The sequence below is a fragment of the Pseudomonas tremae genome (assembly GCF_023278125.1).
GTDB lineage: Bacteria > Pseudomonadota > Gammaproteobacteria > Pseudomonadales > Pseudomonadaceae > Aquipseudomonas > Aquipseudomonas tremae.
The window spans coordinates 770,522-792,296 of sequence record NZ_CP066270.1 but is presented as its reverse complement, the minus strand read 5'-3'; the positions used below and the strand labels follow the sequence as shown (position 1 = coordinate 792,296).

The window sequence follows — 21,775 nt, the reverse complement described above, 5'->3', positions numbered from 1 at the left end:
ACCACATAACAAGAGAACACGCCCATGAGCCTGCCACCCAAACGCTCTCTGCGCAGCCAGCAATGGTTCGACGACCCTGAGCATGCCGACCTGACTGCGCTGTATGTCGAGCGCTACATGAATTACGGATTGACACGCAGTGAGCTGCAATCGGGTCGTCCGATCATCGGGATCGCCCAGACCGGCAGCGACCTGACGCCCTGCAATCGCCATCACATCGAACTGGCCCAACGGGTCAAGGCCGGCATTCGCGACGCGGGCGGCATCCCGATGGAGTTCCCGGTGCATCCGATCGCCGAACAGAGCCGTCGCCCGACTGCTGCGCTGGATCGCAACCTGGCGTACCTGGGGCTGGTGGAGATTCTGCATGGCTACCCGCTGGACGGGGTCGTGCTGACTACCGGTTGCGACAAGACAACGCCTGCGTGCCTGATGGCCGCCGCGACTACCGACCTGCCGTCCATTGTGCTATCCGGCGGGCCGATGCTCGACGGCCATCATAAAGGCGAATTGATCGGCTCCGGCACAGTGCTTTGGCATGCGCGCAAGCTGCTGGCGACTCAAGAGATCGACTACGAAGGCTTCATGGAAATGACCACCGCCGCCTCGCCTTCGATCGGCCACTGCAACACTATGGGCACCGCCCTGTCGATGAACGCGATCGCTGAAGCCTTGGGCATGTCGCTGCCCGGCTGCGCGAGTATTCCTGCACCTTATCGCGAACGCGGGCAGATGGCCTACGCCACCGGCAAACGCATTTGTGAACTGGTAATGGAAGACGTCCGCCCTTCGCAAATCATGACCCGAGAAGCGTTCGAAAACGCTATTGCTGTCGCTTCGGCACTGGGTGCGTCGAGCAACTGTCCGCCACATCTGATCGCCATCGCCCGCCATATGGGCGTCGAACTGAGCCTGGAAGACTGGCAGCGTATCGGCGTCGATGTCCCCTTGCTGGTCAACTGCATGCCGGCCGGCAAATACCTTGGCGAGGGTTTTCACCATGCAGGCGGTGTACCTGCCGTGATGCACGAACTGCAAAAAGCCGGGCGCCTGCATGAAGACTGCGCCACGGTCAGCGGCCGATCGATAGGCGACATCGTCCGCACGGCAGTCACCAGCAACACCGAAGTCATCCTGCCCTACGACAAACCGCTCAAATACGGTGCCGGGTTTATCGTGCTCAGCGGCAACTTTTTCGACAGCGCGATCATGAAAATGTCAGTCGTCGGCGAGGCCTTCCGCAAAACCTATCTGTCCGAACCCGGAGCCGAAAACAGCTTTGAAGCGCGCGCTATCGTGTTCGAGGGGCCCGAGGATTACCGCGCGCGCATTGATGATCCGACGCTGGATATCGACGAGCGCTGCATTCTGGTAATCCGTGGCGCAGGCCCCGTCGGCTACCCTGGCAGCGCTGAAGTGGTGAACATGGACCCACCCGCAGCGCTGATCAAACGCGGCATCGACTCGCTGCCCTGTCTGGGTGATGGGCGCCAGAGCGGCACCTCGGCAAGCCCGTCAATACTCAACATGTCTCCGGAGGCCGCCATCGGTGGCGGCCTTGCATTGCTGCGCACCAATGATCGTTTGCGGGTGGACCTCAATGCCCGTTCGGTGAACCTGCTGGTAGACGACGAGGAACTTGCCGTACGTCGACAAGCCTGGACACCTTCAATGGCGCCGTCACAAACGCCCTGGCAGGAACTCTACCGACAGTTGGTCGGGCAGCTGTCCACCGGTGGCTGCCTGGAACCGGCCACCCTGCACATGAGAATCATCGCCCGCAATGGGCCGCCAAGGCATTCGCATTAAGCGAAAGAAAATCGGATCGAACGGAGGCGGTCATAATTAATACACACAATGAGTATTAATATCCTCACCAGTTGAAACGAGCCCGCATTGTTACGTCGCGGGTTCGTACTCTTTCGATGGTGAGCCGATTCCATGTCAACGCTGATCCTGCCCCGCCGACTGCCGCCGCATGAATGCCGCTCCTGGCCTGAACCGCCTGTCGGCACGCGCTGTGTGGCGCCATCTTCGCTGTTCGTCCCGCCTCATGGAGGCAACGTTCCGAAAGCGTGGCTGGGCAATACATCGGCGATTCTGGCAGCGCTCGGGCTGCATGTGGCACTGGTGCTGTGGCTGACGGCCGATCATCCGCAAGCGCCCGAACCGACTCCACCGATGCCGATCACCGTGCAATGGGTGCCGCCGCCTGCTCCGCCGTCAGCCCAGCCGACACCGCAGCCGCCCGAACCTGTAGCTCAGCCAGAAGCGCCGCGCCCTGCGCCCACGCCGCCTCCCAAACCTGCGCCAGCCGAGCTGCCAAGGCCCAAGGCCCAAGCAAAATCACCGCCGATAAAAGCCGTGGCCAAACCAGTTGCGCAAGCCCCTTCCGCAGCGCCACCCGCACCTGCGCCGGCGACGAGACCGGCGCCAGCGCCTGCCGCGGCTGCGACGCAGTCAACTACCGCGCCAATTGGCCGGGCGGGTTACCTGAATAACCCGCCGCCGGTATACCCGCCCGCCGCCGCACGCCGACACCAGGAAGGCACGACGCTGCTGCGCGTCCACGTGCTGCCCAACGGACGTGCCGACCAGGTACAGGTGCAGCAATCGAGCGGCGTGCCAGCGCTGGATGAAGCCGCGCAAGCGGCTGTTCGGCAGTGGACCTTTATTCCCGCCAAACGCGGCGACACCCCGGTCGAAGGCTGGGTCAACGTGCCCCTGGCTTTCAAACTCGCACCCTGAGGCTTACGTCATGAACACCGCTTACTCCGTAATCATTACCCAGACCTCGATGATCCTGCTGGTGATCTTCTCGCTGGTGACCTGGGCGCTGTTGCTTGGCAAGACGTTCCAGCACTGGCGACTGTCGCGGCAGAATCGACGTTACGCCACGCAGTTCTGGGCCGCACGCGACTTGCAAAATGCACTGCAGCTGCCCCACGGCGAAGGCAGCCTGGCGCGCCTGACCGATGCTGGCGCACAAGCCCTCGCCGCGCCTCATGACTCGCCAGACCTTGGCCACAGCTGGAATCGCCAGGACCTGCTGGAGCGCAGCCTGCGCCAGCAGATCCACAAGGAACGACGTCATCTTGAAAGCGGCATGATCCTGCTCGCCTCTATCGGCAGCACCGCGCCGTTCATTGGTTTGTTCGGCACCGTGTTCGGAATCATTCATGCGCTCACTGCGATAAGCCAGGCCAAGTCTGCCAGCATCGCTGTGGTCGCCGGGCCTATCGGCGAAGCCTTGGTCGCGACCGGCGTCGGCATAGCAGTCGCCGTGCCTGCGGTGCTGGCTTACAACTTTTTCGGACGACGCATGAAACTGGTGATCGCGGATCTGGACGAGTTCGCCGTGGACTTTCTCAACCTCTCGCAACGCAACGCGTTCCGGCTTCAACCCGGAAAGCGCGATAAGGCAGCCCCCAACCTGAAAGGAGTGATCTGACATGTCCTTTTCAACTTCCAGTGATGACGATGCAATCAGCGACATCAACATCACGCCGCTGGTGGACGTGATGCTGGTGCTGCTGGTGACGTTCATCATCACCGCGCCGCTGCTCAATAATTCCATTCCGCTGGATCTGCCGCAAACGGTCGCCACGCCCTCACAGGATCAGGCCAGCCCGGTAGTGGTGAGCGTCGATGCCAGCGGTGGCGTGTTTATCGACAGTGAAGCGGTAGCGCTGGAACAACTGCCGGACGCGCTGCAAAACCTTCACGACAAGGATCCGGACGTCGCGATCAACCTGCGCGCCGACCAGGCGACCGGCTATGGCCGAGTCGCTCAGGTGTTGGCCGATGTCCAGAAAGCCGGGATCAGTCGCCTGTCGGTCGTAACCGAAAGCCCCTGACATAAAACCTGCCGCTCCCTAATGACACATGCCGCCAGTGCGGCCCCCTGACGCCCCAGGAAAACCTTTCATGAACACTCGATCGATACCGCGCGCCTCTCGATTTCCAGTAACGCGTCTTGCGCTGCTGATTTCATTGAATTCACTGTGCCTGATCAGCCCGTTCATTCGGGCCGACGACAATGTGCCAGTGGCTGTCACGCCGCCAGCCAGCGACGATGCCACGGCCACGACGCTGGGCACCGTCTCGGTGATCGGCCAGGGCGAAACCCGTCAGGTGCAACGCGTCACACAAAAAGACGTGAAGGCTTATTCCGCAGGCACCAGCCCGCTGAAGGTTCTGCAGCGCCTGCCGGGAGTCAACTTCCAGTCCGGCGACCCGCTGGGCCGTGAAGAAGGCAGCCAGCGCATCAGCCTGCGCGGCTTCGACATGCACCACCTGGGCTACACACTGGACGGCGTCACACTCGGCAACATGAGCTTCGGCAACTTCAACGGCCTGAGCATTACCCGAGCGATCATTGCGGAAAACATTGCAGCCAGCGAAGTGGCTCCCGGCATGGGTTCGCTTGGCACGGCGTCAAACAGTGATCTGGGCGGCACTATCCAGTTCACCAGTTCCAACCCCGATAAAGAGTTCGGCGCGCGGCTGTCGCAGACCATGGGCAGCTACGACACTTCGCGCACGTTCATGCGGGTCGACACAGGGGAATACAACGGCCTGTCGGCTTACGTGTCGGGAGAAAAATACGACGCCGACGCCTGGAAAGGCCACAACAACCCGCAAAAGTCCGATGCTGTGAACGCCAAGGTCAATTACAACTTCGGCGACAACCGCGTGAGTTTCTTTCACAGCACCTCGTCGCATGACGAAGCCAACTTGCCGAACATGTCGCAAAGCATTATCCAGCGACTGGGCTACAACTGGAGCTATTACACACCCGACTGGCCCCGCGCAGTCAACGCTGCCAACGGCATTTATACCGGCGGTGTAACCAGCGCAGGCGATGCAACCTACAACGCCAGCAGCCTGCGCGACGACGAACTGGATATCCTCAACGGCAACTTCTCGCTGACCGATGATCTGGTCCTCGACGCCACCGTCTATCACCATCACGACTCGGGCCGGGGCAACTCTTATTACCCGTTCATCTACACCAGCGGCGCTAACACGGTGCCCAGCAACTCGATTCGCAGCACGCAGTACGGTATTGATAGAACCGGGTTCCAGAGCTCGCTGACCTACTACCTGGGCCAGCATGAAATTCAGGGCGGGTTCTGGATTCAGTCCAACAAGAACGACATTGCTCGTTACCTGTTCGACACCACCAATGCGACACCGCAGAACCACATCGTCAAAACCAACGGCTTGCCGCTGGCGGCTACTGTGCTGGACCAGAGTTACAACGACCTGACCCGACAGTTCTACTTGCGTGATACCTACACTCTGCTCGATGACCGCCTCAAACTCGAGTTCGGCGCGAAAAATACGGTCACCACATCTACCGCCGAAGGCAAGGGTGGCGGTTACGCCAATGGCTCACTGGAAGCCCGGGACCGCTTCCTGCCGCAGGTGGGCGCGACCTATAAGCTCGACGAAGACGACGAGGTCTTCACTTCCTACTCGGAAAACATGGCAGCCTTTCCGAGCGGCGGTTACAGCCCGTTCTTCACCACCCAGACTGCCGTAGACGCGCAAAATGGCTTCAAGGACCTGAAACCCGAAACCTCGAAAACCGTCGAACTGGGCCTGCGTCGCAGCACGAAGCTGTATTCGGCATCGGCGGCGGTATACAGCACGAAGTTCGACAATCGCCTGGTCGCCATCACCAATTGCACCGGGATCGTGATCTGCCAGAACGGCGTGGCCAACGTCGGCTCGGTCACCAGTCGAGGGCTGGAGCTGTCATTCGGCCTGACACCCGACGAACACTGGCGCTGGAGCAACTCCATGTCCTATAACCGCAGCACTTACGATGATGATTACTCCAGCGGCGGCAGCACCGTGCATGTCAAAGACAAAACCGTGGTCGACTCGCCGAAGCTGATGTATTCAAGCAACCTGGACTGGAACTGGGAACACTGGAACGCCGGCCTGCAAGGCAATTACGTCAGCAAACGCTATTACACCTACACCAACGACTCCAGCGTCAGCGGCTACTGGCTGGCAAACGCCAACCTGGGTTACGACTTCGGCAAACTCGGCGCCCTCAAGGACACCACCGTTTCGCTGAACATGGTCAACCTGTTCGACAAGCGCTACATATCTACCCTCAACACCGACGCCAGTGCCGCTGCCGACCCGTCAGGCAACTTGCAGATTCTTCAAGTGGGGACGCCACGTAGTGCGTTTGTGACATTGGGGGTGAAGTTGTAATTGTTGCTGATGGTGGACGTGTGTTGCCCGGCCTGCTGCTCACTTGCTTGCGGGAGTGAGCCGGGCGACTGGCGACGAATAGCGCACGGTGCTGCATACTCCCCATCTACATAGCGCCGACTTATATCTGGACACCCCATGACACCCAACGCAGAACTCTATAACCCTTCAACCGAATACGCCGACAAACTGATCTCGCGCATCGGGCAAACCCCATCGTGGATCGCCAAGCGTATCGGTGTGACTGACAAACGTATTCGCTACATTCTTGATGGTGAAAGGACCGTCAAGGGCGAAACCACGCCGATTCAGATGACCTATACCGAGCAGTTTGCACTGGAGTGCCTTGTGGCCGAGGCTATCGCGCTGAGGATGTAGGTCACGCCTGCCATCAAGCATTGCCCTTGAATTTGAGGTTTCTGATAATCACGCCCTCAAATAACTCAAGCAAGGAAACGCAGTGAAAGGAAGCCTTCTGGTGGTTGCGTTGCTTGCACTGTTGATGCAAGGCTGTGGCGTGACCATGACGCGTTACGAGTCAAGTTTCAATAACGTCCAGAAGCTCAAGTAAACCCCTCCCCTTCAACCGATCCGTCAGACTCAGGTCAGCGCCGCGGCAGGTCAGGATTCTCTGCAAGTGCGGGGTAATCCTGTGACATCCCCTAGCGGCAGCATCACGCAATACATCCAGGACGGTGGCGCTTTACTGCGCCGAGCAAGGATTGAAAGTTCGATGCAACTCTATCCACCCGGCCGCCATCCTTACCCCCATTTGGGAGCCCATGCTGGGTGCTGATGTGGGTCGTGAAGAGCGAATGGCTGCACTCGTTCGAGACACTCCACTCAGAAGATTTGGCATGCCCGAAGAATGGCGGCTGTGGCCCTGTTATTGGCCACCGATGAGGCTACATACATTACCGGCAGTGAGTTCAACATTGATGGAGGTCTGCTGGCAGGGTCGGCAGCGACGCCAGTGGTATTGGATGACAGCGAAACTTGAACACTGCCGCACGAATGGCTGTAACGGGTCGATAACTGCCCATTACGACAGACAGCAATCAGCCAGAAGCTGCCCATCATTTGCTTCGACTGCTACTCTCTGCGGTCTCTGGACTAAATGCTGCTTATCGTGACAAAGCGACCAGCGTAACCACGCTCCTCAAGGTGCCTTATGAGTTTGATACCCGAACTGAACAGCGAAGCTCACGTGCTGATATGCGGAGCCAGCCGAGGTATCGGACTGGCACTCTGCGCGGCTTTGCTTGCTCGCGATGATGTGGCTCAGGTATGGGCGGTAGCGCGAGAAGCCAGCACTTCCCTGGAACTGGCAAAGCTTGCAGAGCAATATGGCGACCGCCTGAAACGGGTCGACTGCGACGCGCGTAGCGAGCAGTCCCTTGAAGCACTCGCGAGCGAGATACTTGAAGGATGTGATCATCTGCACCTTGTCATTAGTACGCTAGGCATTCTTCATCAGGACGGCGCAAGAGCAGAAAAGGGTCTGGCACAGTTGACCCTTGCGGGCATGCAAGCAAGCTTTGCGACCAATACGTTTGCTCCAATCCTTTTGCTCAAATACCTGCTCCCGTTATTGCGCAAACAACCTTCTACCTTCGCGGCGCTCTCTGCCAGAGTCGGCTCTATCGGCGATAATCGATTGGGCGGCTGGTACAGCTACAGAGCCAGCAAAGCAGCGCTCAACCAGTTGATGCACACAGCCAGTATCGAATTGAAACGCCTGAATCCTGCCTCCACTGTTCTGGCAATACACCCAGGCACGACGGACACGGATCTGTCTCAGCCATTCCAGGCGAACGTGCCTGATGGCCAACTGTTCGAACCGGCGTTCTCGGCGGATCGCATTATTGAGCTGGTAGGAGCACATGGACCATCCGACAGCGGGTCCTTCTGGGCGTGGGACGACAAACCTATTGTCTGGTGACTTATGTCGCTCGCGAAAACAGGATCGCTGCCGGCCTGACCTGCCTATTTGAGCGGCTGTTTTGGCCCATAGTCATAGTGTGTAAAAACGCTGTCCTTGGCGGAGTTTTACAAGGCCAAGATGTATTGCCGGTCGCCAGGATTAGATTGGATGAAAATGACGTTGACTGTCGAGAGGTTTGCCAGGATAGCAATGGCCAATCCGATAAATGCTGAAATCATCTCACGCTTGCCTTCACTCGGCTTGAATCAATGCATGCTCACCGCTGGCTGCCTGTTCCAAGCATTCTGGAATCATCAGGCTCGCCTGCCGTCAGCCTGGGGGGTGAAGGATTACGACGTTTTTTACTTCGACAATGATCTATCCTGGGAGGCCGAGAATGAGGTCATCGGCTCTGTTCAGCGTCTCTTCCAGGATCTCGAAGTTAACATTGAGATCAAGAATCAGGCTCGCGTTCACCTGTGGTACAACCAGCGGTTTGGCGGGGATTATCCTCAGCTTCATTCTGCTAAAGAAGGGATTGATCGCTACCTGATTGCCGGTACCTGCATTGGTTGGGATGTTGAAACTGGCGAAGTCTATGCTCCCAATGGCCTGGCAGACACCGAGCAAGGGCTACTTCGTATCAATCCAAAGAATCCCAAGCCGGATATGTTCGATCAGAAGGCGAAAAGTTATCAAGCTCGCTGGCCTTGGCTCAGGATCGTAGATCCGCAAAGTTGAATCGGAAGGCGCGGAGTATGCCGATGAACGAATTTATTGGGCTGCAGACGCCGCTTCTTCCGGCATGCCAAATCTTCAGAGCAGAGTGTCTCGAACGAATGCGGACTCTTGCCGAGGTACACGGCGGATGGTTTTAAATTATGCCGGGAGCGGCCCATGCATTCGGTAGGCGTCGATCAGGGTATCGAAAAGCGAGATATCTGACCTGCTTCTTGCGATGAGCTGGGCGCCCGCCACGGCAGAAAAAATAGCTCGCGCGCGCGCGTCGCTATCAACTGGCTCGCAGACGTGTGCGGCGACAAGTAGCTTACTCAACCAGTCAACATTGACCTCTGTGAATGCTTGTATCTCTTGGGACATTTCGGTGGGTAAATTATCGGTTTCAGCCCCCACGAAACTGCACAGGCACAGGCGATTTCCAGCTTCAAGCGAGCGCCGAAAAATTTCGGGGAAACGATGAAGTGCTTCGACAGGATTCGGAGTTTGCTCAGAGATAGTTTCGAGCGCAGCTGCACCGTCTTCCCAGTACCGTTTGGCAACAGCGACACCCAAATCGGCCTTGCTGGAAAAGTGGTAATAAATACTGGCTGGCTTAATGCCGACCTCATGAGCAAGATCGCGAAAATTCAGCCCGTTGTAACCCTGTGACTGGGCGATGTTCCTGGCGGCCATGAGTATGGCCTCTCGGGCGTTGGTGCTCATTGTCGTGCCTTTCGCACTTCGGGCGAGTTTCGAGGAAGCCGGGCATGGTAAAGCAAAAAAACTAACATTTGTCAGGTAGGCAAGATCGGGCTGCAAAAAGTATCTACCTGACGTCTGCATGGCTGGCACACGTCGAGCGCGCCCAAGGTATTTACGCCGAGACTGCCATCCAGCCGCTGTCTCGACGATTGCTCAGTGTTTAACGAGCGGAAATTACACAGTGGGCGAATCCAGTTCTGGTATACCGCTGCTGCGATCAGCATAAGCAGCCTGAAAGCCTGGCCGTTTCTGCCAGCGTTTCCAGTAAGCGTCCAGATGTTCGAAACGCTCATCCAGAGGGGTAGCGTTAACGGGGAACTTGGAGAATGCGATGGCGGTAGCCAGCGTTATACCGGAAAACGTGGGCTCAGTGCCGCCGAGCAGCCATTCGCGACCATCAGACAAATGACGATTAACCAGTGCCGCGTGTGTAAGCGCCTCCTTGCGGCAGTGCTCACCCCACGCCTCATTCTTGGTCAGTTCGAGCTTGAATCCGAGTCCTGTGTGCAATACGTGGAAAGCCGTAACAATCCGATAGAGGATATGCACCCATATGCGGTTATCCCACATATTGTCGAGTCCCTGCTCAAGGGCCCCATCGCCCATGATCTTGCGACCAGGGTAGGACTGATCGAGAAAACGAGCGATTGCCGGGGTTTCGGAAATATAGCCACCATCGGCCAGCTGGAGAGTTGGTGTTTCACCCCATGGATTCATGTTCAGGTGACGCCAGCCGCGCTGCTCGCCTCCCGGGGCCATGTCATAGATGATTTCATCAAACTGGTCGGCGATGCCTTTTTCATGAATGAATAAGCGCAGCCGCTGGGGATTGGGGAAAGCCGAAGGGGACGTAAACAGCTGCAATTTCGAATTCATGGGCATACCTTGGAGTGAGAAAAATCTACCTAACGGTTGTTAGTTAGGTAAACCATAGGATGATAAGTGGCCTGCGTCAATAGGCCACCTAACATTTGTTAGGTAGCCGCGAGCGCCGCATTAGCTGCAGCGCGTGCTTTCGCCCCGGTCAGAGCGCCCTGCCCATCGACATTAGACGCTGACGTTTCATACAACGCTTGTAGCCAGCTTAGACGCCTCTGTCAGCGCTGCAGCAAAATTGGCATCTGCCGTTGCAGGATCCGCAAGCGTTGCTTCTGACAGGATCGCATCAATGGTCGTAATGCCCACCATCCGCGCCCAGGTTCTGATGTACGCGACCTGATGATCGTAAGCTTCAGTAGGGAAGTCTTCCCCAAGCGCCACACCGCGGGTGGCGAACACCACTACCTTCTTGCCTTTAAGAAGACCTCGCATGCCTTGGGCGTCGAACTCGAACAGCACGCCACGCTGGGAAACTACGTCAATCAAATGCTTGAGCCGGTAAGGGATACCGAAATTCCACATAGGCACGCTAAAGAGGATGACGTCGGCCAGATGGAAACGCTCGCTCAATGCATGTATCTGCTTCCACACCGCCTGTTGTTCAGGGCTCATTTGCAAGCCTTGGAGGTCCGCGTACTTCGCATTCAAGGCAGGACCGTCGAACGGCAACAGCTCTGTCGTCCAGACATCCAGAACATCTATGGTAGCGCCGGGATGAAGCGAGGTTAGCGTCTCAAGATAGCGCGAGGCCAATTTCAGGGAGGCTGAGCGCTCCCCGCGTGGAGAACTGGCGATGTGAAGAATATGCATCGATTTCATTCCTGTTGGGGGACAGCCGCAGAAGTAACTTAATTTAGTCCATCAGGCGGTCGCTGATGTTCCCGGTGGTAATGCGGAGATATCTGGAAGTCTGCCACTGACCGAAAGCGACGCGGCGACTTCGTCAGACCGCATTCACGAATGCTTGCTGTCTGTTTCAGGCGCCTTAAATTCAGACCTGAGTGAGTGATTTTTTTACAAAATCGGCTAAAGCTGTAATCGATAATCCACAAAAATGTACGACTTTGGATGGTATTAACAGCAGACTGCTCAACGCTGGCAGTTACTTATGGAGTAAAAAATTGCGGACCTACATCACAGGTGCCTCATGTGCCGGCGTGACGACGCTGGGTCATACCCTCGCCTCCTTGCTCAGCCTTCTTCATCTAGACGTGGATGACTTCTATTGGCTGCCTACCGACCCACCTTTTACAACCAAACGCGCGCCCAGTGAGCGCGTGGACCTGATTCAGCAAAGCCAAGAGGACGACAACTGGGTGCTGACCGGATCCTGTATGGGTTGGGGAGATGCATTAATTAACAACGCCGACGTGATTGTGTTTGTCGCAACGCCAACCGCCGTTCGCCTTGAAAGATTAGCGGCGCGTGAAAAGAAGCGCTTTGGAGACCGGATCGCGCCAGGTGGCGACATGCATGAGATTCATCTGGCCTTCCGGGAATGGGCATCGAAGTATGACGACCCGACTTTTTCAGGACGCAACAGGGCGTGGCACGAGGCGTGGCTGTCCAGGCAAACAGTTCCAATTGTTAGAGTTGCTGGGTTGAGCAGTGCTGAAAAGATGGCAGCGGATGTTATTCAGGCTTTGTCAAAAGTATCGCCATAGCTAGAAACTGGAAAAGGAAAAGCACGACTTTCAGCACACCTTCGTAATATGCGTTTTGACTCATAAGCGGTAACGCTTTGCGCCAGTCGCATGGCCGGCATGAGCTTGCGGACCAGGCATTTCTGCGCGTGTTCTATGACGCTGGTGGTAAAAGCGACGGCGCTGATCACGCAGAGATCGAGATCCGGGAGTCGTCGACTATCGGCAAGCCGCTTACCAGACCCGAGCGCGTACCACTTGATCAAACAAAAAACCGCTCTTTCAACGGCACTAGCGCCGCACCAATAGCCGCTGCATCTCCATTGGTCTCACTCAGCAATAACTGCGGCCGAGGCGGTGGCGAGTTGTAGCGGTGGGTGCCCCAGAACGTTGTAGCGGCAATCAGGCGCCTGCCCAGTTCAGGTGGCAACTGCCCGCCAAACACCACGGCCTGAGGGTCAAACAGCCCTGCCAGTGCGTTGACCAGACGGTCGAGGGTTGGCTGGATGCGTTTTAGCCAGTTGTCCACGCCTGGCCAGTAGGGATCGAAGCGCAAGCGCAGGTCTTCGATTGAGTCGACCTGCACGCCGTTCTGGTGCAACTCTTCCAGCAGGTAGCGCAACGCCGGGCGGTTTACCGACTCTTCATCGTTGTACAGGGTGATCTCCCCTGCGTTGCCGTGACTGCCAAAATACGGTTTGCCGTTGATGACCACGCCTGCGCCGAAGCCGAAGTTGAACGACAGGTAGATGAAGTTGGACGCCCAGGCCCCTGCCCCCACGAGGCTTTCGCCGATGGCCGCTGTAGTGGCGTTGTTTTCCAGCCAGACCGGCATGCCGAAGCGCTCTTCGAGGACTGGCTGCAAGTCTATCAATGACCAGTCGCGCAGCGGTTCGGGGGCATTGACCTGGCGGTTCTGGAGGAAGAAACCGGCGATGGCAAAGCCAATTCCGATGACACGCTCAGCGTCGATACCATTGCGTTGCAGCATGCGCTCGATGGTTTTTTCCAGCGAATCCAGCGTGCTGTTGCGACTCAACGGTGGCGTACGCAGGGTGACTTGCTCCAAGACGTTGCAGCCAAGATCGGCAACGCAGACCACCGCCGAGTCAGTGTTGATCGACACGCCGATTGCGTACACCGCTTCATTGACCAGTTCGATACGCGGGCTGGGCTGACCGCGACCGTTCTTCACACGTTCGCCACTGCGCAGCAGACCTCGGCTGATCAGTTCTTCGATCAGACGATGAACCGACTGCTGAGCCAGATCCATTTCGGTCGATACGATAGCGCGGGTGATGGCGCCACGCCGCCGAAGGATGTCCAGCAACTTGCGCTCGTTGAGGCTCAATAGCGGGTGCGGCTGCGTTTGAAGGTCGAGGGGCATGAGGGTCAACGTGTCAGAAGAGGGTTAAAACTGTCGGCGTGTGGGGCAGTGTATCGCTCGTCGCCGATTACACGCCTCAATCATGAAAATTTAATAAAAACCACGCAGGTCACAAATACTACACACTACCTGTATTAAATAACACTCAGATCCTGTGAGTGTCCTCATGCCTTTCATCCATAAAATTCTGTCCGTGCTGGCTCTGCTGCCCCTCGCCGCCCAGACCTGTGCTGCGCCAGCCGAGTTCTGGTACAGCCACGGTGGTGCGGCCGGTAGCGCCATCGCTGACCTGTGCAAACGTTTCAATGCACAGCATGAAGAAGGCGATAGCCTGCACTGTATCCGCCAGGGAACCTACGAGCAGACGTTACAAAAAACCGTAGCGGCTTATCGAGCGGGCATTGGTCCCGCTCTGGTGGAGATTTATGACGTAGCCACGCCGGACATGCTGCTGGGTGGCGCCACGCAGCCTGTCGAAACCATGATGGCCGAACATCAGAGAGCCTATTCGACCGACACGTTTCTGCCTGCGCTGCGCCGCTACTACGCAGACGATAGCGGCGCTCTGGCAGCACAGCCTTTCGCTGTGTCGACCGCCGTGCTGTACACCCATCGCCACGCGTTGGCCGCAGCAGGCATTCAACAGCCGCCCGCCACTTGGGAAGCATTTGCCACGGCCCTGCGTGCCCTGAAGAAAAATGGTCATGCCTGCCCTGTCGCCACCGAGTTCGCGTCGTGGATCTGGCTGGAGCAAACCAGCGCAGCGCAGGGTACTGATGTCGCGATACGTGTCGACGGAACGGATCGTTACCAGTTCGATAAAGGCACGCATTTGCGCCTGATGAATGACCTTGCTCAATGGACTGCCGAAGGGCTGGTTAGATACGAGGACTCAACCCGTAGTGGCCAGCAGGCGCTGGCGTTCGCCACTGACGATTGCGCCATGCTGATTGATTCCACGGGCGCCTGGAATGTTGTAAGCAGCACGCTCAAATCCGATATCGACGTCACAGCGCTACCGGTCTATGCGAATAGCCAGCGGCGCGCCAACGTTCCCGGAGGTTCCTCGTTGTGGGTGATGCGTGGGCATTCTGTTCAGGATGACCAGTTGGTAGCGCAATTCCTGACGTTCTTACTGCAACCGGAAAACCAATTGATGTTCAGCGCCCGGACCGGCTACTTGCCAGTCACTCAGGCTGCAGCGGCGACGCTGCAATCCACTGCACAGCAACCGTCGGCGGTGACGGTCGGCCTGGCTGCACTCAATGACATTGACGGCCAGCCATCTACCCCGCTGCGCTGCGGCTTCATCACGCTGATGCGCCTGATCTGGTCGCAGGAGATGGAAAACGCACTCGCAGGCCGACAAAGCGTTGATCACGCGCTGCACCAGTCAACCCTGCGCGCCAACGAGTTGCTCAGTCTGTTTCAACAGATGCACCAGAGCCAGGCCAGCCACCCGACTGACGAGGCGACGCCATGAAGCCGACCGCACACTTTCCTCAGCCACGTACAGCGCTGCTGTTTGCCCTGCCGCAACTGCTGGCGCTCGGGCTGTTTTTCTACTGGCCTGCGGTGCAGGCGGTCTGGTGGTCGTTTCACCTTGTACCGCCCTTCGGAGGCAACGAGGTATTTGTCGGCCTGAGCAATTATTGGCGTGTACTGAAAGACCCCGGCGTGCTCGCATCGTTGGGCTCGACGCTGGTGTTCAGCCTGTCGAGTGTGGTGCTTTCGATCCTCATCGCGTTGGTGCTTGCGCTGTGCCTTGAGCTGAAACTGCGCGGCAACGCTGTGTTTCGTAACCTGCTGATCTGGCCCTACGCAGTGTCGGGCGCCACCATCGGCATTGTCTTTCACGTGCTGGCCAACCCGGTTATGGGCATTTTTGCCTGGCTCAACGCAATTGCTCCCGGCACTTGGGCGCCCTACGCCAGCCCGATGCAAAGCATGCTGTTGTTGATCGTGGCCTATGCGTGGTGCCTGGTGCCGTTCAATTTCGTGATGCTGGTCGCAAGCCTGAAATCAGTACCCGACGATTACCTTGCCGCTGCGGCACTGGACGGTGCAGGCCCGTTCCGGCGCATGCTCGATATTCAGTTGCCACTGATAGCGCCCTACCTGCTGTTCGTGTTCGTCATCGACCTGCTGGAAAGCCTGTCCAACAGCTTCGGCCTGGTCGACACCCTTACCCACGGCGGGCCTGGCGATGCCACCAACGTGCTGGCTTACAAGATTTACACCGACGGTTTCATGGGGCTGGACCTGGCAGGTTCATCCACGCTTTCGGTGCTCATGCTGTTGACGGTCGTAGGGCTGAGCGTTGCCCAGTTCAAGCTCATGACGCGCCTCAAGCGACGCGGGGTGAAAACATGAACGAGCGCAACCGACTGCTCGACGCAGGCGCCTACCTGCTGCTGATTCTGGGGCTGATATTCGCGCTGGGGCCTCTGTACCTGGCGTTCTGCTCGGCGACGGTCAGCAATTCGCAATTGTTCAGCCAAGGGCTGGCAGTGATACCTGGCGACCAATTGCTGACAAATCTTGCGCAAGTGACACAGCGGCTGGACTTGCTGCGTTTGCTCGGCAACAGCCTGCTGGTCGCCACACTCGTGGTAATCGGCAAGCTGACGCTCTCGGCGCTGACCGCCTTTGCGGTGGTGTACTTTCGCAGCCGCTACACCTCGGTGATTTTCTTCGCCGTACTGGGCGCGTTGTTGCTGCCGCTGGAGGTGCGCATCATTCCGACTTACTCGGTCGCCAGTGATTTGCTCGGCCCAGTGCGCAGCGTATTGCAATGGCTGGGCATCCAGTGGCTCCCGGTGCCGACCATCAATCTGCTGGACAGCTACCCCGGCCTGGCGCTGCCGCTGATTGCATCGGCTACCGGTACCTTTCTGTTTCGACAGTTCTACCAGACGCTGCCCGCCGAACTGGTCGAAGCCGCGCGAATGGATGGCGCAGGACCGTGGCGTTTTTTCGTCGACATTCTGCTGCCACTGTCCAAGACCAACTTCGCAGCGCTGGGCACGCTGGTGTTTATCGGTGCCTGGAAAGACTACCTGTGGCCGCTGGTCGCGACCAATCGTGAGGACATGCGCACACTGGTACTGGGTGTCGCCAGCTTCCTGCCAACCGACAATACGCAAATCCCCGAATGGAACCTGCTGATGGCCGCCGCTGTAGTCAGCATGCTGCCACCAGTCCTCGTCATCGCGCTCATGCAGCGATGGTTCGTCAAAGGCTTGATTGGAGTCGGTAAATGACCGCCCTCACCCCCATTGCATGCGCTCCGGCTATCGTTCTCAGCGGCCTGCATAAGACATACGGTGCGGAGCCTGTTCTTCACGGTCTGGACCTGACCTTCAAGGCGGGTGAACTGAGCGTCATTCTTGGCCCGTCCGGCTGCGGCAAGTCCACACTGCTGCGCCTGATTGCCGGTCTGGAAGAGGTTAGCCAAGGGCAGGTCATGATGGGTGGCCGCGATGTCACCCGGCTTGCGCCCAAAGAACGCCGCTGCGCGATGGTTTTTCAGAACTACGCGCTTTACCCGCACATGAGCGTGGCCCAGAACATAGGCTACGCGCTGAAGCTTGAAGGCGTTTCACGCAAGGACCGGGATGAGCGCATTCAAGCCTGCGCCGCTTCGCTGGGGTTGCTGGACCTGCTGCAGCGCAAGCCCGGAGAGCTTTCAGGGGGTCAGCGCCAGCGTGTAGCCATAGGACGGGCGTTGATTCGCAAGCCGCCGGTGCTTCTGTTCGACGAACCACTGTGCAATCTGGACAGCGCCTTGCGTCACGAAACACGTCTGTTGATCCGTAACGTGCATCAACAGACCGGTGCCACGATCCTTTACGTCACTCACGACCAGACCGAAGCCATGACGCTCGCAGATCGCGTGATGATTCTCAACCGGGGGCACGTCGAGCAGGTGGGCACCCCCGCCGATATTTACGATCAGCCGGCCAGCACCTTTGTCGCCGGTTTCATCGGTACGCCGCCCATGAATCTGCTGCCCGTGACCTGTCAGGAAGACAACGTGCTGATGCTCGCAGACGGGCAACGCCTGCCCGTCAAACTCGGCTTTGCCACCAACCACGTGGGCAAATGGTTGCTCGGGCTGCGGCCTGAAACACTCACGCTGAACCAGGAAGGTGTGACTGCGACGGTCGAGTCCTCTGAAAACCTCGGCAGCCACAGCCTGCTCTATTGCCAACTGGCCGGGACACGCTGCGTTGTCAGCCTTGCCGGGCGCCAGCAGCTGATGCCTGGCACCCAAGTCCGACTGGGGCTCAATGCCACACCCTTGCTGTTCGATGTCGAGAGTGGCAAGCGCCAGCTCGTCTCCTTTTCCCAACCCGCCAAGTGATCGTCCATGCCCAAACACGCTCCCCTCGTCCGCTCGCCACTGATCGCTCACCGCGGTGCCAAGGCCTACGCGCCGGAAAACACTTTGTTGGCCCTTGAGACAGCTGCGCAACGCGGCGCTCGCTGGGTCGAGATCGATGTCAAACTGACGCGCGACGGTCAGCCCGTTGTCATTCATGACGACCTGCTGGACAGAACCACCAACGGTCGCGGCGCTGTGGTGCTGCATGACCTGAATGCCATCCGCCAACTCGATGCAGGCAGCTGGTTCGCACCTGAATTCGCTGGCTTGCAGGTCCCCACTTTTGAAGAGGTCGTGAACTGCGCCTTACGCCTGAAGCTTGGCCTGCAGGTTGAACTCAAACCGACCATCGGTGATGACGTCGAGACAGCGGAGGTTGTCATGCCCATTCTCAAAAGACTGTGGCCAGCCGACAACGAAGCACTATTTGTTTCCAGTTTTTCAGTACGCTCGCTCACGGCTGCTCGCCGTTTATGGGCCGAAGTGCCGCTGGCCATAGCTTCGGTAGTGGCGCCGGCCGATCCAGTCGCCCTGCTCGCCGAATATGACTGTCGAATACTTCATGTACTTGACGACATGCTCGATGACCATCACCTTGAGCGCCTGAAAAGCAGCGGCATCGAGTTCGCCGTTGCGACCATCAACAGCCCGGAACGCGCGCGCTACCTGCTTGAACGCGGCGCGCAGTCAATACTCAGCGACTACCCGGACCTGCTGAGCCTGCCAAACGGAGACCGTCTGCAATGAACAACCGACTCAGCGTCGCCATGCAAGCCGTAGAAAAGGCCACTGGCCTGGCCATGGCTTACTTCAACGACCGCCATACGCTAGACGTCACCACCAAAAGCCCGCAAGACCTTGTCTCCCGTGCCGACTTTGAAGTGGAACAGTTGCTTCGCGCAGAACTGAGCAAGCATTTCCCGGACGACGCAATCCTCGGCGAAGAAATGGGCGGTGAATTCATCACCGACGGCTGGGTCATCGACCCCATCGACGGCACCGGCAACTACCTGCGCGGCACACCGCTGTGGGGCATCGCAGTCGCGTACATGTCGGCCGGCGTGCCGGAAATCGGCGTTGTCGCCTACCCGGCGCTGGGTTACACACTGGCAGCCCGCACTGGCGATGGCCTGCTGCGCAACGGCGTCCCTTTCGTGCGACCACAACCACCAGAGCACCTGCGCATTGCCGGCATAGGCGAAAACACCCGCTGGGACGCTGAAGAACTGGGCCGACTACAACTGACCTTGCGCCAACAAGGCTGGGGGCTCGCAGGCTATCGCTGCGCTACCATCGGCCTGGCCTTTGCCGCATTGGGGCAGACGGATGGGTACATGGAGAAATTCACTAGCCTGTGGGACATCGCCGCGGGTGCGGTAATTTGTCGTGAGGCCGGGTTGCTGTGTGAGATAGAGGGCGAACAGAAGCAAGGCTCGATGACCGTAATGGTCGGGCATGAAGAGTTGATGGGAATTTTTGGTGCGTAATGCGCCCTACCCGACGTAGTTTTCTGACAGTATTTCTGCGCCTGCTGGCCTGCGCGCCGTTCGTGGGCAGCAGGCTGCTGTCTGCTGCTGAAACCCTGACCCCCTTGCGTGAGCTCGCAGCCAAAAAAGGCATATGGACAGGTTTCGCTGTTGATCCGGCAAAGCTGAAAGACGATGCGGTCTACCTTGATCTGGTCGCCCGCCAAGCCAATATCCTGGTGCCCGAGAATGCCTTGAAATGGAACTCGATCCATCCAGAGCCGGAGCGCTATGACTTCACGCCTGCCGACACCATTGCAGCTTTTGCGAAAGCGCATGATCAGCGCATGCGCGGGCATGCATTCTGTTGGCATCGATCTCTGCCCGACTGGGTTCATAGGACAGTCACATCAACCAATGCGGAAGACGTGCTGACTGCGCACATCACGACTGTCGCCAGTCATTACCGCGGCCTGATCAGCGCGTGGGACGTTGTCAATGAAGCCATCCAGCCAGAAGACGGCCAGCCAGGCGGGCTGCGCAACTCATTCTGGTATCAGCAACTCGGCCCCCGCTATCTGGATATCGCTTTTCAAGCAGCGCACAAAGCCGATCCGGACGCCCTGCTTTGCTACAACGACTATGGACTGGAAAAGGACACGCCCTACGGTGAAGGCAGACGCGCAGCGGTACTCGCCATGCTGCGTGGGCTCAAGCAGCGCGGCGTGCCGGTGCATGGTCTTGGCATCCAGTCACACCTGCGTGCTGGAGACACATTTGGTCCGGGCCTGTCGCGCTTCATCCTGGCAGTTCGGGATATGGGCTTATCGGTCCACGTCACCGAACTGGACGTGGATGACAGCCGACTCACCGGCTCTGTCGCAGACCGTGATAACTCGGTTGCAGGAACCTACAAACGGTATCTCGACCTGGTCCTTGCCACGCGGTCTGTATCTACCGTCATTGCCTGGGGCGTATGGGACAGCCCGCATGTTGCCGGAGCTACGCTGCACAATGGGCCATTGGCACAGCGAGCACTGGTATTCGGGCCGCAGGGCGAGGTGAAGCCCGCGAGTTGGGTGGTTGAGCATTGTCTGGAGCGAGCGCTGCCTGTTTCTGATTGATCGGCCACCGTTGGCGCGATCAAACAGCCGATGCCGGGAACGACCCGCTGCGCCTGCACGTCAGACCCTTATCGACTCACTGAAAGGTACAGCGTAATGGACAAGACGATCACCGTGGACCAACTGGCCACCAGCGACCTCGATTCAATCAACGAAATATGGCTCGGAGGGACGCATACCCAGTTATGCCTGTGGCGTGGTGAACAGGTCTTCACCCACGACATGCTCAGCGAAGGTACCCACGATCAGAATACGCGGCGCCTGTGCCTGCAACTGGTAAACCCTGACGACAAAGCCGCCGTGGCCAGCGCCGAAGTTATCGTGCGCGAGCGTTTGGCAGAAATGGGCCGAGAGGGCGAATTTTACCCGGCCGAGAAAGTCGACACCCATCAATAATCGTTCTGGGCCTCCCCCTTGGTAGCTTGCACAGGTCAAAAAAAACCCTCTTGGCTTTACGGCGAAGAGGGTTTTTTAATGACTAAAGGTGATTATTCAGGCTTTTCCTGCCAGACAATCAATCGCCTTTATGTCATCGGTGTCAGCTATATCCTAGAACGGTAGTTCCCATAAGGGTCGACGAAAAACCAAGCCAATTTCTCTATAGCCCTTATATTACGAGGTCTACAGCCAACCTGTCAAGGTCCACAACTTGAAAAACGTAAAGAACGGCTCCATATCAACGGTCGAAAAATACCGGACACGCTTATCTAACAAGCCTGCGTAAAGATCATGCTTTACGTTTTTTCTACTCGCTAGTGATCGCCAAGGACAGATATCTGCCGCACGCTTTGTTTGGCCTAGTGCTTCGCCATCGGGTCACGACCTGAGAAATCCTGCCATGCAAAGCTGCCTCTCAATATCACGAATTGCCTGAGGGACGGAATCGGCTGGCCGCATAAAGTGCTTTGCCAAGATCAACGGCAAAGCTTCATGCACGTCCAACCGCTCGCAAATACGCGCTAAAACTGCAAGGGAAGGTGTTCGCTTTCCGCATTCCAAATCACTCAGATATTGGGTGGATACCGTCCCTAAAAAATCTTTTTGTGTGAGTCCTTTATTACGACGCAGGGTCTGGACGGCCAAACCGACCGCTTCATTGAAATCCATCAGTCATTGCCCAAGCAAAGCTGGCATTGGACACAGGGATAGGTTATTTTTGGAATCAACGATAGATGATTTTAAGATATATCTTAATCGATTTTTCGTTAACGATTGCGAATGTTTTGGCTGCGCCCGGGATTCCGAATCG

22 protein-coding genes and 2 pseudogenes are annotated in these 21,775 nt (G+C 57.7%); 19 read left to right on the top strand and 5 right to left on the bottom strand.

All coding sequences use genetic code 11. The annotated features are described in order from the left end of the window. The first annotated feature begins 24 nt into the window (after positions 1 to 24). The 10 genes and pseudogenes from I9H09_RS03615 (at position 25) to I9H09_RS03575 (ending at position 8,899) form a co-directional block, all read left to right on the top strand. The gene (locus tag I9H09_RS03615; protein WP_005887155.1) at positions 25 to 1,809 is read left to right on the top strand and encodes an IlvD/Edd family dehydratase; all 1,785 of its coding nucleotides are present in this window, start codon (positions 25 to 27) and stop codon (positions 1,807 to 1,809) included. 132 nt (positions 1,810 to 1,941) lie between these two features. Further along, positions 1,942 to 2,748: an energy transducer TonB gene (locus I9H09_RS03610; RefSeq protein ID WP_122312255.1), complete on the top strand. Its 807-nt coding sequence runs from the start codon at positions 1,942 to 1,944 to the stop codon at positions 2,746 to 2,748. 10 nt (positions 2,749 to 2,758) lie between these two features. Continuing rightward, the gene (locus I9H09_RS03605; protein ID WP_024669010.1) at positions 2,759 to 3,451 is read left to right on the top strand and encodes a MotA/TolQ/ExbB proton channel family protein; all 693 of its coding nucleotides are present in this window, start codon (positions 2,759 to 2,761) and stop codon (positions 3,449 to 3,451) included. Position 3,452: 1 nt separating this feature from the next. Then, positions 3,453 to 3,857 (top strand): ExbD/TolR family protein, encoded by a 405-nt coding sequence (locus tag I9H09_RS03600; RefSeq protein ID WP_005887149.1) that lies wholly within the window; start codon positions 3,453 to 3,455, stop codon positions 3,855 to 3,857. A 70-nt stretch (positions 3,858 to 3,927) separates the two neighbouring features. Then, on the top strand, positions 3,928 to 6,234 hold the full coding sequence (locus tag I9H09_RS03595; protein ID WP_122346570.1) for a TonB-dependent receptor: 2,307 nt from the start codon (positions 3,928 to 3,930) through the stop codon (positions 6,232 to 6,234). 138 nt (positions 6,235 to 6,372) lie between these two features. Continuing rightward, complete coding sequence (locus tag I9H09_RS03590; protein ID WP_003317071.1) at positions 6,373 to 6,612, top strand: hypothetical protein; 240 nt, start codon at positions 6,373 to 6,375, stop codon at positions 6,610 to 6,612. A gap of 82 nt (positions 6,613 to 6,694) precedes the next feature. Beyond that, positions 6,695 to 6,928: pseudogene (locus tag I9H09_RS03585) on the top strand (hypothetical protein); the annotation flags it as partial. Next, positions 6,903 to 7,234 (top strand): annotated as a pseudogene (locus tag I9H09_RS26940) (SDR family oxidoreductase); the annotation flags it as partial. The pseudogenes I9H09_RS03585 and I9H09_RS26940, both read left to right, overlap by 26 nt. Positions 7,235 to 7,405: 171 nt before the next feature. Next, the gene (locus I9H09_RS03580) at positions 7,406 to 8,176 is read left to right on the top strand and encodes an SDR family NAD(P)-dependent oxidoreductase (protein WP_122346571.1); all 771 of its coding nucleotides are present in this window, start codon (positions 7,406 to 7,408) and stop codon (positions 8,174 to 8,176) included. A gap of 156 nt (positions 8,177 to 8,332) precedes the next feature. Next, positions 8,333 to 8,899, top strand: a complete 567-nt coding sequence (locus I9H09_RS03575; protein ID WP_081000167.1) for a nucleotidyltransferase family protein — start codon at positions 8,333 to 8,335, stop codon at positions 8,897 to 8,899. A 138-nt stretch (positions 8,900 to 9,037) separates the two neighbouring features. On the opposite strand, the gene I9H09_RS03570 is transcribed toward I9H09_RS03575, so the two are convergent. The 3 genes from I9H09_RS03570 to I9H09_RS03560 form a co-directional block, all read right to left on the bottom strand. After that, positions 9,038 to 9,601, bottom strand: coding sequence for a TetR/AcrR family transcriptional regulator (locus tag I9H09_RS03570; protein WP_005887136.1), 564 nt, complete (start codon positions 9,599 to 9,601; stop codon positions 9,038 to 9,040). A 213-nt stretch (positions 9,602 to 9,814) separates the two neighbouring features. Next, entirely contained in the window at positions 9,815 to 10,516 is a 702-nt protein-coding gene (locus I9H09_RS03565; protein ID WP_122346572.1) for a glutathione S-transferase family protein, read from the bottom strand. Positions 10,517 to 10,702: 186 nt separating this feature from the next. Continuing rightward, positions 10,703 to 11,329, bottom strand: coding sequence for an FMN-dependent NADH-azoreductase (locus I9H09_RS03560; protein ID WP_055002460.1), 627 nt, complete (start codon positions 11,327 to 11,329; stop codon positions 10,703 to 10,705). A gap of 311 nt (positions 11,330 to 11,640) precedes the next feature. On the opposite strand from I9H09_RS03560, the gene I9H09_RS03555 reads away from it, so the two are divergent. Further along, complete coding sequence (locus I9H09_RS03555; protein WP_122346573.1) at positions 11,641 to 12,183, top strand: P-loop NTPase family protein; 543 nt, start codon at positions 11,641 to 11,643, stop codon at positions 12,181 to 12,183. A gap of 241 nt (positions 12,184 to 12,424) precedes the next feature. Here I9H09_RS03555 and I9H09_RS03550 read toward each other — a convergent pair whose 3' ends face one another. Then, on the bottom strand, positions 12,425 to 13,549 hold the full coding sequence (locus I9H09_RS03550) for an ROK family transcriptional regulator (protein ID WP_005887129.1): 1,125 nt from the start codon (positions 13,547 to 13,549) through the stop codon (positions 12,425 to 12,427). A gap of 166 nt (positions 13,550 to 13,715) precedes the next feature. Between I9H09_RS03550 and I9H09_RS03545 the strand changes: the two genes are divergently transcribed. From I9H09_RS03545 to I9H09_RS03510, 8 genes are all read left to right on the top strand, one after another. Further along, positions 13,716 to 15,032 (top strand): extracellular solute-binding protein, encoded by a 1,317-nt coding sequence (locus tag I9H09_RS03545; protein WP_236502310.1) that lies wholly within the window; start codon positions 13,716 to 13,718, stop codon positions 15,030 to 15,032. Further along, on the top strand, positions 15,029 to 15,922 hold the full coding sequence (locus tag I9H09_RS03540; RefSeq protein WP_054989609.1) for a carbohydrate ABC transporter permease: 894 nt from the start codon (positions 15,029 to 15,031) through the stop codon (positions 15,920 to 15,922). Before I9H09_RS03545 ends, I9H09_RS03540 begins: the two co-directional genes overlap by 4 nt. Next, entirely contained in the window at positions 15,919 to 16,812 is an 894-nt protein-coding gene (locus I9H09_RS03535; protein WP_054997918.1) for an ABC transporter permease subunit, read from the top strand. The genes I9H09_RS03540 and I9H09_RS03535 overlap by 4 nt, the downstream gene beginning before the upstream one ends. Further along, positions 16,809 to 17,915, top strand: a complete 1,107-nt coding sequence (locus tag I9H09_RS03530; RefSeq protein ID WP_005887123.1) for an ABC transporter ATP-binding protein — start codon at positions 16,809 to 16,811, stop codon at positions 17,913 to 17,915. Before I9H09_RS03535 ends, I9H09_RS03530 begins: the two co-directional genes overlap by 4 nt. Before the next feature lie 6 nt (positions 17,916 to 17,921). Then, a complete protein-coding gene (locus I9H09_RS03525) occupies positions 17,922 to 18,683 on the top strand; it encodes a glycerophosphoryl diester phosphodiesterase (RefSeq protein ID WP_122347453.1) in 762 nt (253 codons plus the stop codon). Continuing rightward, the gene (locus tag I9H09_RS03520) at positions 18,680 to 19,423 is read left to right on the top strand and encodes an inositol monophosphatase family protein (RefSeq protein WP_005887117.1); all 744 of its coding nucleotides are present in this window, start codon (positions 18,680 to 18,682) and stop codon (positions 19,421 to 19,423) included. Before I9H09_RS03525 ends, I9H09_RS03520 begins: the two co-directional genes overlap by 4 nt. After that, the gene (locus I9H09_RS03515) at positions 19,423 to 20,526 is read left to right on the top strand and encodes an endo-1,4-beta-xylanase (protein ID WP_122347452.1); all 1,104 of its coding nucleotides are present in this window, start codon (positions 19,423 to 19,425) and stop codon (positions 20,524 to 20,526) included. The genes I9H09_RS03520 and I9H09_RS03515 overlap by 1 nt, the downstream gene beginning before the upstream one ends. A gap of 96 nt (positions 20,527 to 20,622) precedes the next feature. Further along, on the top strand, positions 20,623 to 20,922 hold the full coding sequence (locus I9H09_RS03510) for a hypothetical protein (RefSeq protein ID WP_122347451.1): 300 nt from the start codon (positions 20,623 to 20,625) through the stop codon (positions 20,920 to 20,922). Positions 20,923 to 21,342: 420 nt separating this feature from the next. Here the strand turns inward: I9H09_RS03510 and I9H09_RS03505 are convergent, their stop codons facing one another. Continuing rightward, complete coding sequence (locus tag I9H09_RS03505) at positions 21,343 to 21,633, bottom strand: helix-turn-helix domain-containing protein (protein ID WP_236502311.1); 291 nt, start codon at positions 21,631 to 21,633, stop codon at positions 21,343 to 21,345. Between the last annotated feature and the right edge of the window lie 142 nt (positions 21,634 to 21,775).

Excerpts from the sequence above, each read along its gene's own strand:
- I9H09_RS03615 (WP_005887155.1), top strand. The coding sequence starts at position 25 with ATGAGCCTGCCACCCAAACGCTCTCTGCGCAGCCAGCAATGGTTCGAC.
- I9H09_RS03610 (WP_122312255.1), top strand. The coding sequence starts at position 1,942 with ATGTCAACGCTGATCCTGCCCCGCCGACTGCCGCCGCATGAATGCCGC.
- I9H09_RS03605 (WP_024669010.1), top strand. The coding sequence starts at position 2,759 with ATGAACACCGCTTACTCCGTAATCATTACCCAGACCTCGATGATCCTG.
- I9H09_RS03600 (WP_005887149.1), top strand. The coding sequence starts at position 3,453 with ATGTCCTTTTCAACTTCCAGTGATGACGATGCAATCAGCGACATCAAC.
- I9H09_RS03595 (WP_122346570.1), top strand. The coding sequence starts at position 3,928 with ATGAACACTCGATCGATACCGCGCGCCTCTCGATTTCCAGTAACGCGT.
- I9H09_RS03590 (WP_003317071.1), top strand. The coding sequence starts at position 6,373 with ATGACACCCAACGCAGAACTCTATAACCCTTCAACCGAATACGCCGAC.
- I9H09_RS03580 (WP_122346571.1), top strand. The coding sequence starts at position 7,406 with ATGAGTTTGATACCCGAACTGAACAGCGAAGCTCACGTGCTGATATGC.
- I9H09_RS03575 (WP_081000167.1), top strand. The coding sequence starts at position 8,333 with ATGACGTTGACTGTCGAGAGGTTTGCCAGGATAGCAATGGCCAATCCG.
- I9H09_RS03570 (WP_005887136.1), bottom strand. The coding sequence starts at position 9,601 with ATGAGCACCAACGCCCGAGAGGCCATACTCATGGCCGCCAGGAACATC.
- I9H09_RS03565 (WP_122346572.1), bottom strand. The coding sequence starts at position 10,516 with ATGAATTCGAAATTGCAGCTGTTTACGTCCCCTTCGGCTTTCCCCAAT.
- I9H09_RS03560 (WP_055002460.1), bottom strand. The coding sequence starts at position 11,329 with ATGCATATTCTTCACATCGCCAGTTCTCCACGCGGGGAGCGCTCAGCC.
- I9H09_RS03550 (WP_005887129.1), bottom strand. The coding sequence starts at position 13,549 with ATGCCCCTCGACCTTCAAACGCAGCCGCACCCGCTATTGAGCCTCAAC.
- I9H09_RS03545 (WP_236502310.1), top strand. The coding sequence starts at position 13,716 with ATGCCTTTCATCCATAAAATTCTGTCCGTGCTGGCTCTGCTGCCCCTC.
- I9H09_RS03540 (WP_054989609.1), top strand. The coding sequence starts at position 15,029 with ATGAAGCCGACCGCACACTTTCCTCAGCCACGTACAGCGCTGCTGTTT.
- I9H09_RS03535 (WP_054997918.1), top strand. The coding sequence starts at position 15,919 with ATGAACGAGCGCAACCGACTGCTCGACGCAGGCGCCTACCTGCTGCTG.
- I9H09_RS03530 (WP_005887123.1), top strand. The coding sequence starts at position 16,809 with ATGACCGCCCTCACCCCCATTGCATGCGCTCCGGCTATCGTTCTCAGC.
- I9H09_RS03525 (WP_122347453.1), top strand. The coding sequence starts at position 17,922 with ATGCCCAAACACGCTCCCCTCGTCCGCTCGCCACTGATCGCTCACCGC.
- I9H09_RS03520 (WP_005887117.1), top strand. The coding sequence starts at position 18,680 with ATGAACAACCGACTCAGCGTCGCCATGCAAGCCGTAGAAAAGGCCACT.
- I9H09_RS03515 (WP_122347452.1), top strand. The coding sequence starts at position 19,423 with ATGCGCCCTACCCGACGTAGTTTTCTGACAGTATTTCTGCGCCTGCTG.
- I9H09_RS03510 (WP_122347451.1), top strand. The coding sequence starts at position 20,623 with ATGGACAAGACGATCACCGTGGACCAACTGGCCACCAGCGACCTCGAT.
- I9H09_RS03505 (WP_236502311.1), bottom strand. The coding sequence starts at position 21,633 with ATGGATTTCAATGAAGCGGTCGGTTTGGCCGTCCAGACCCTGCGTCGT.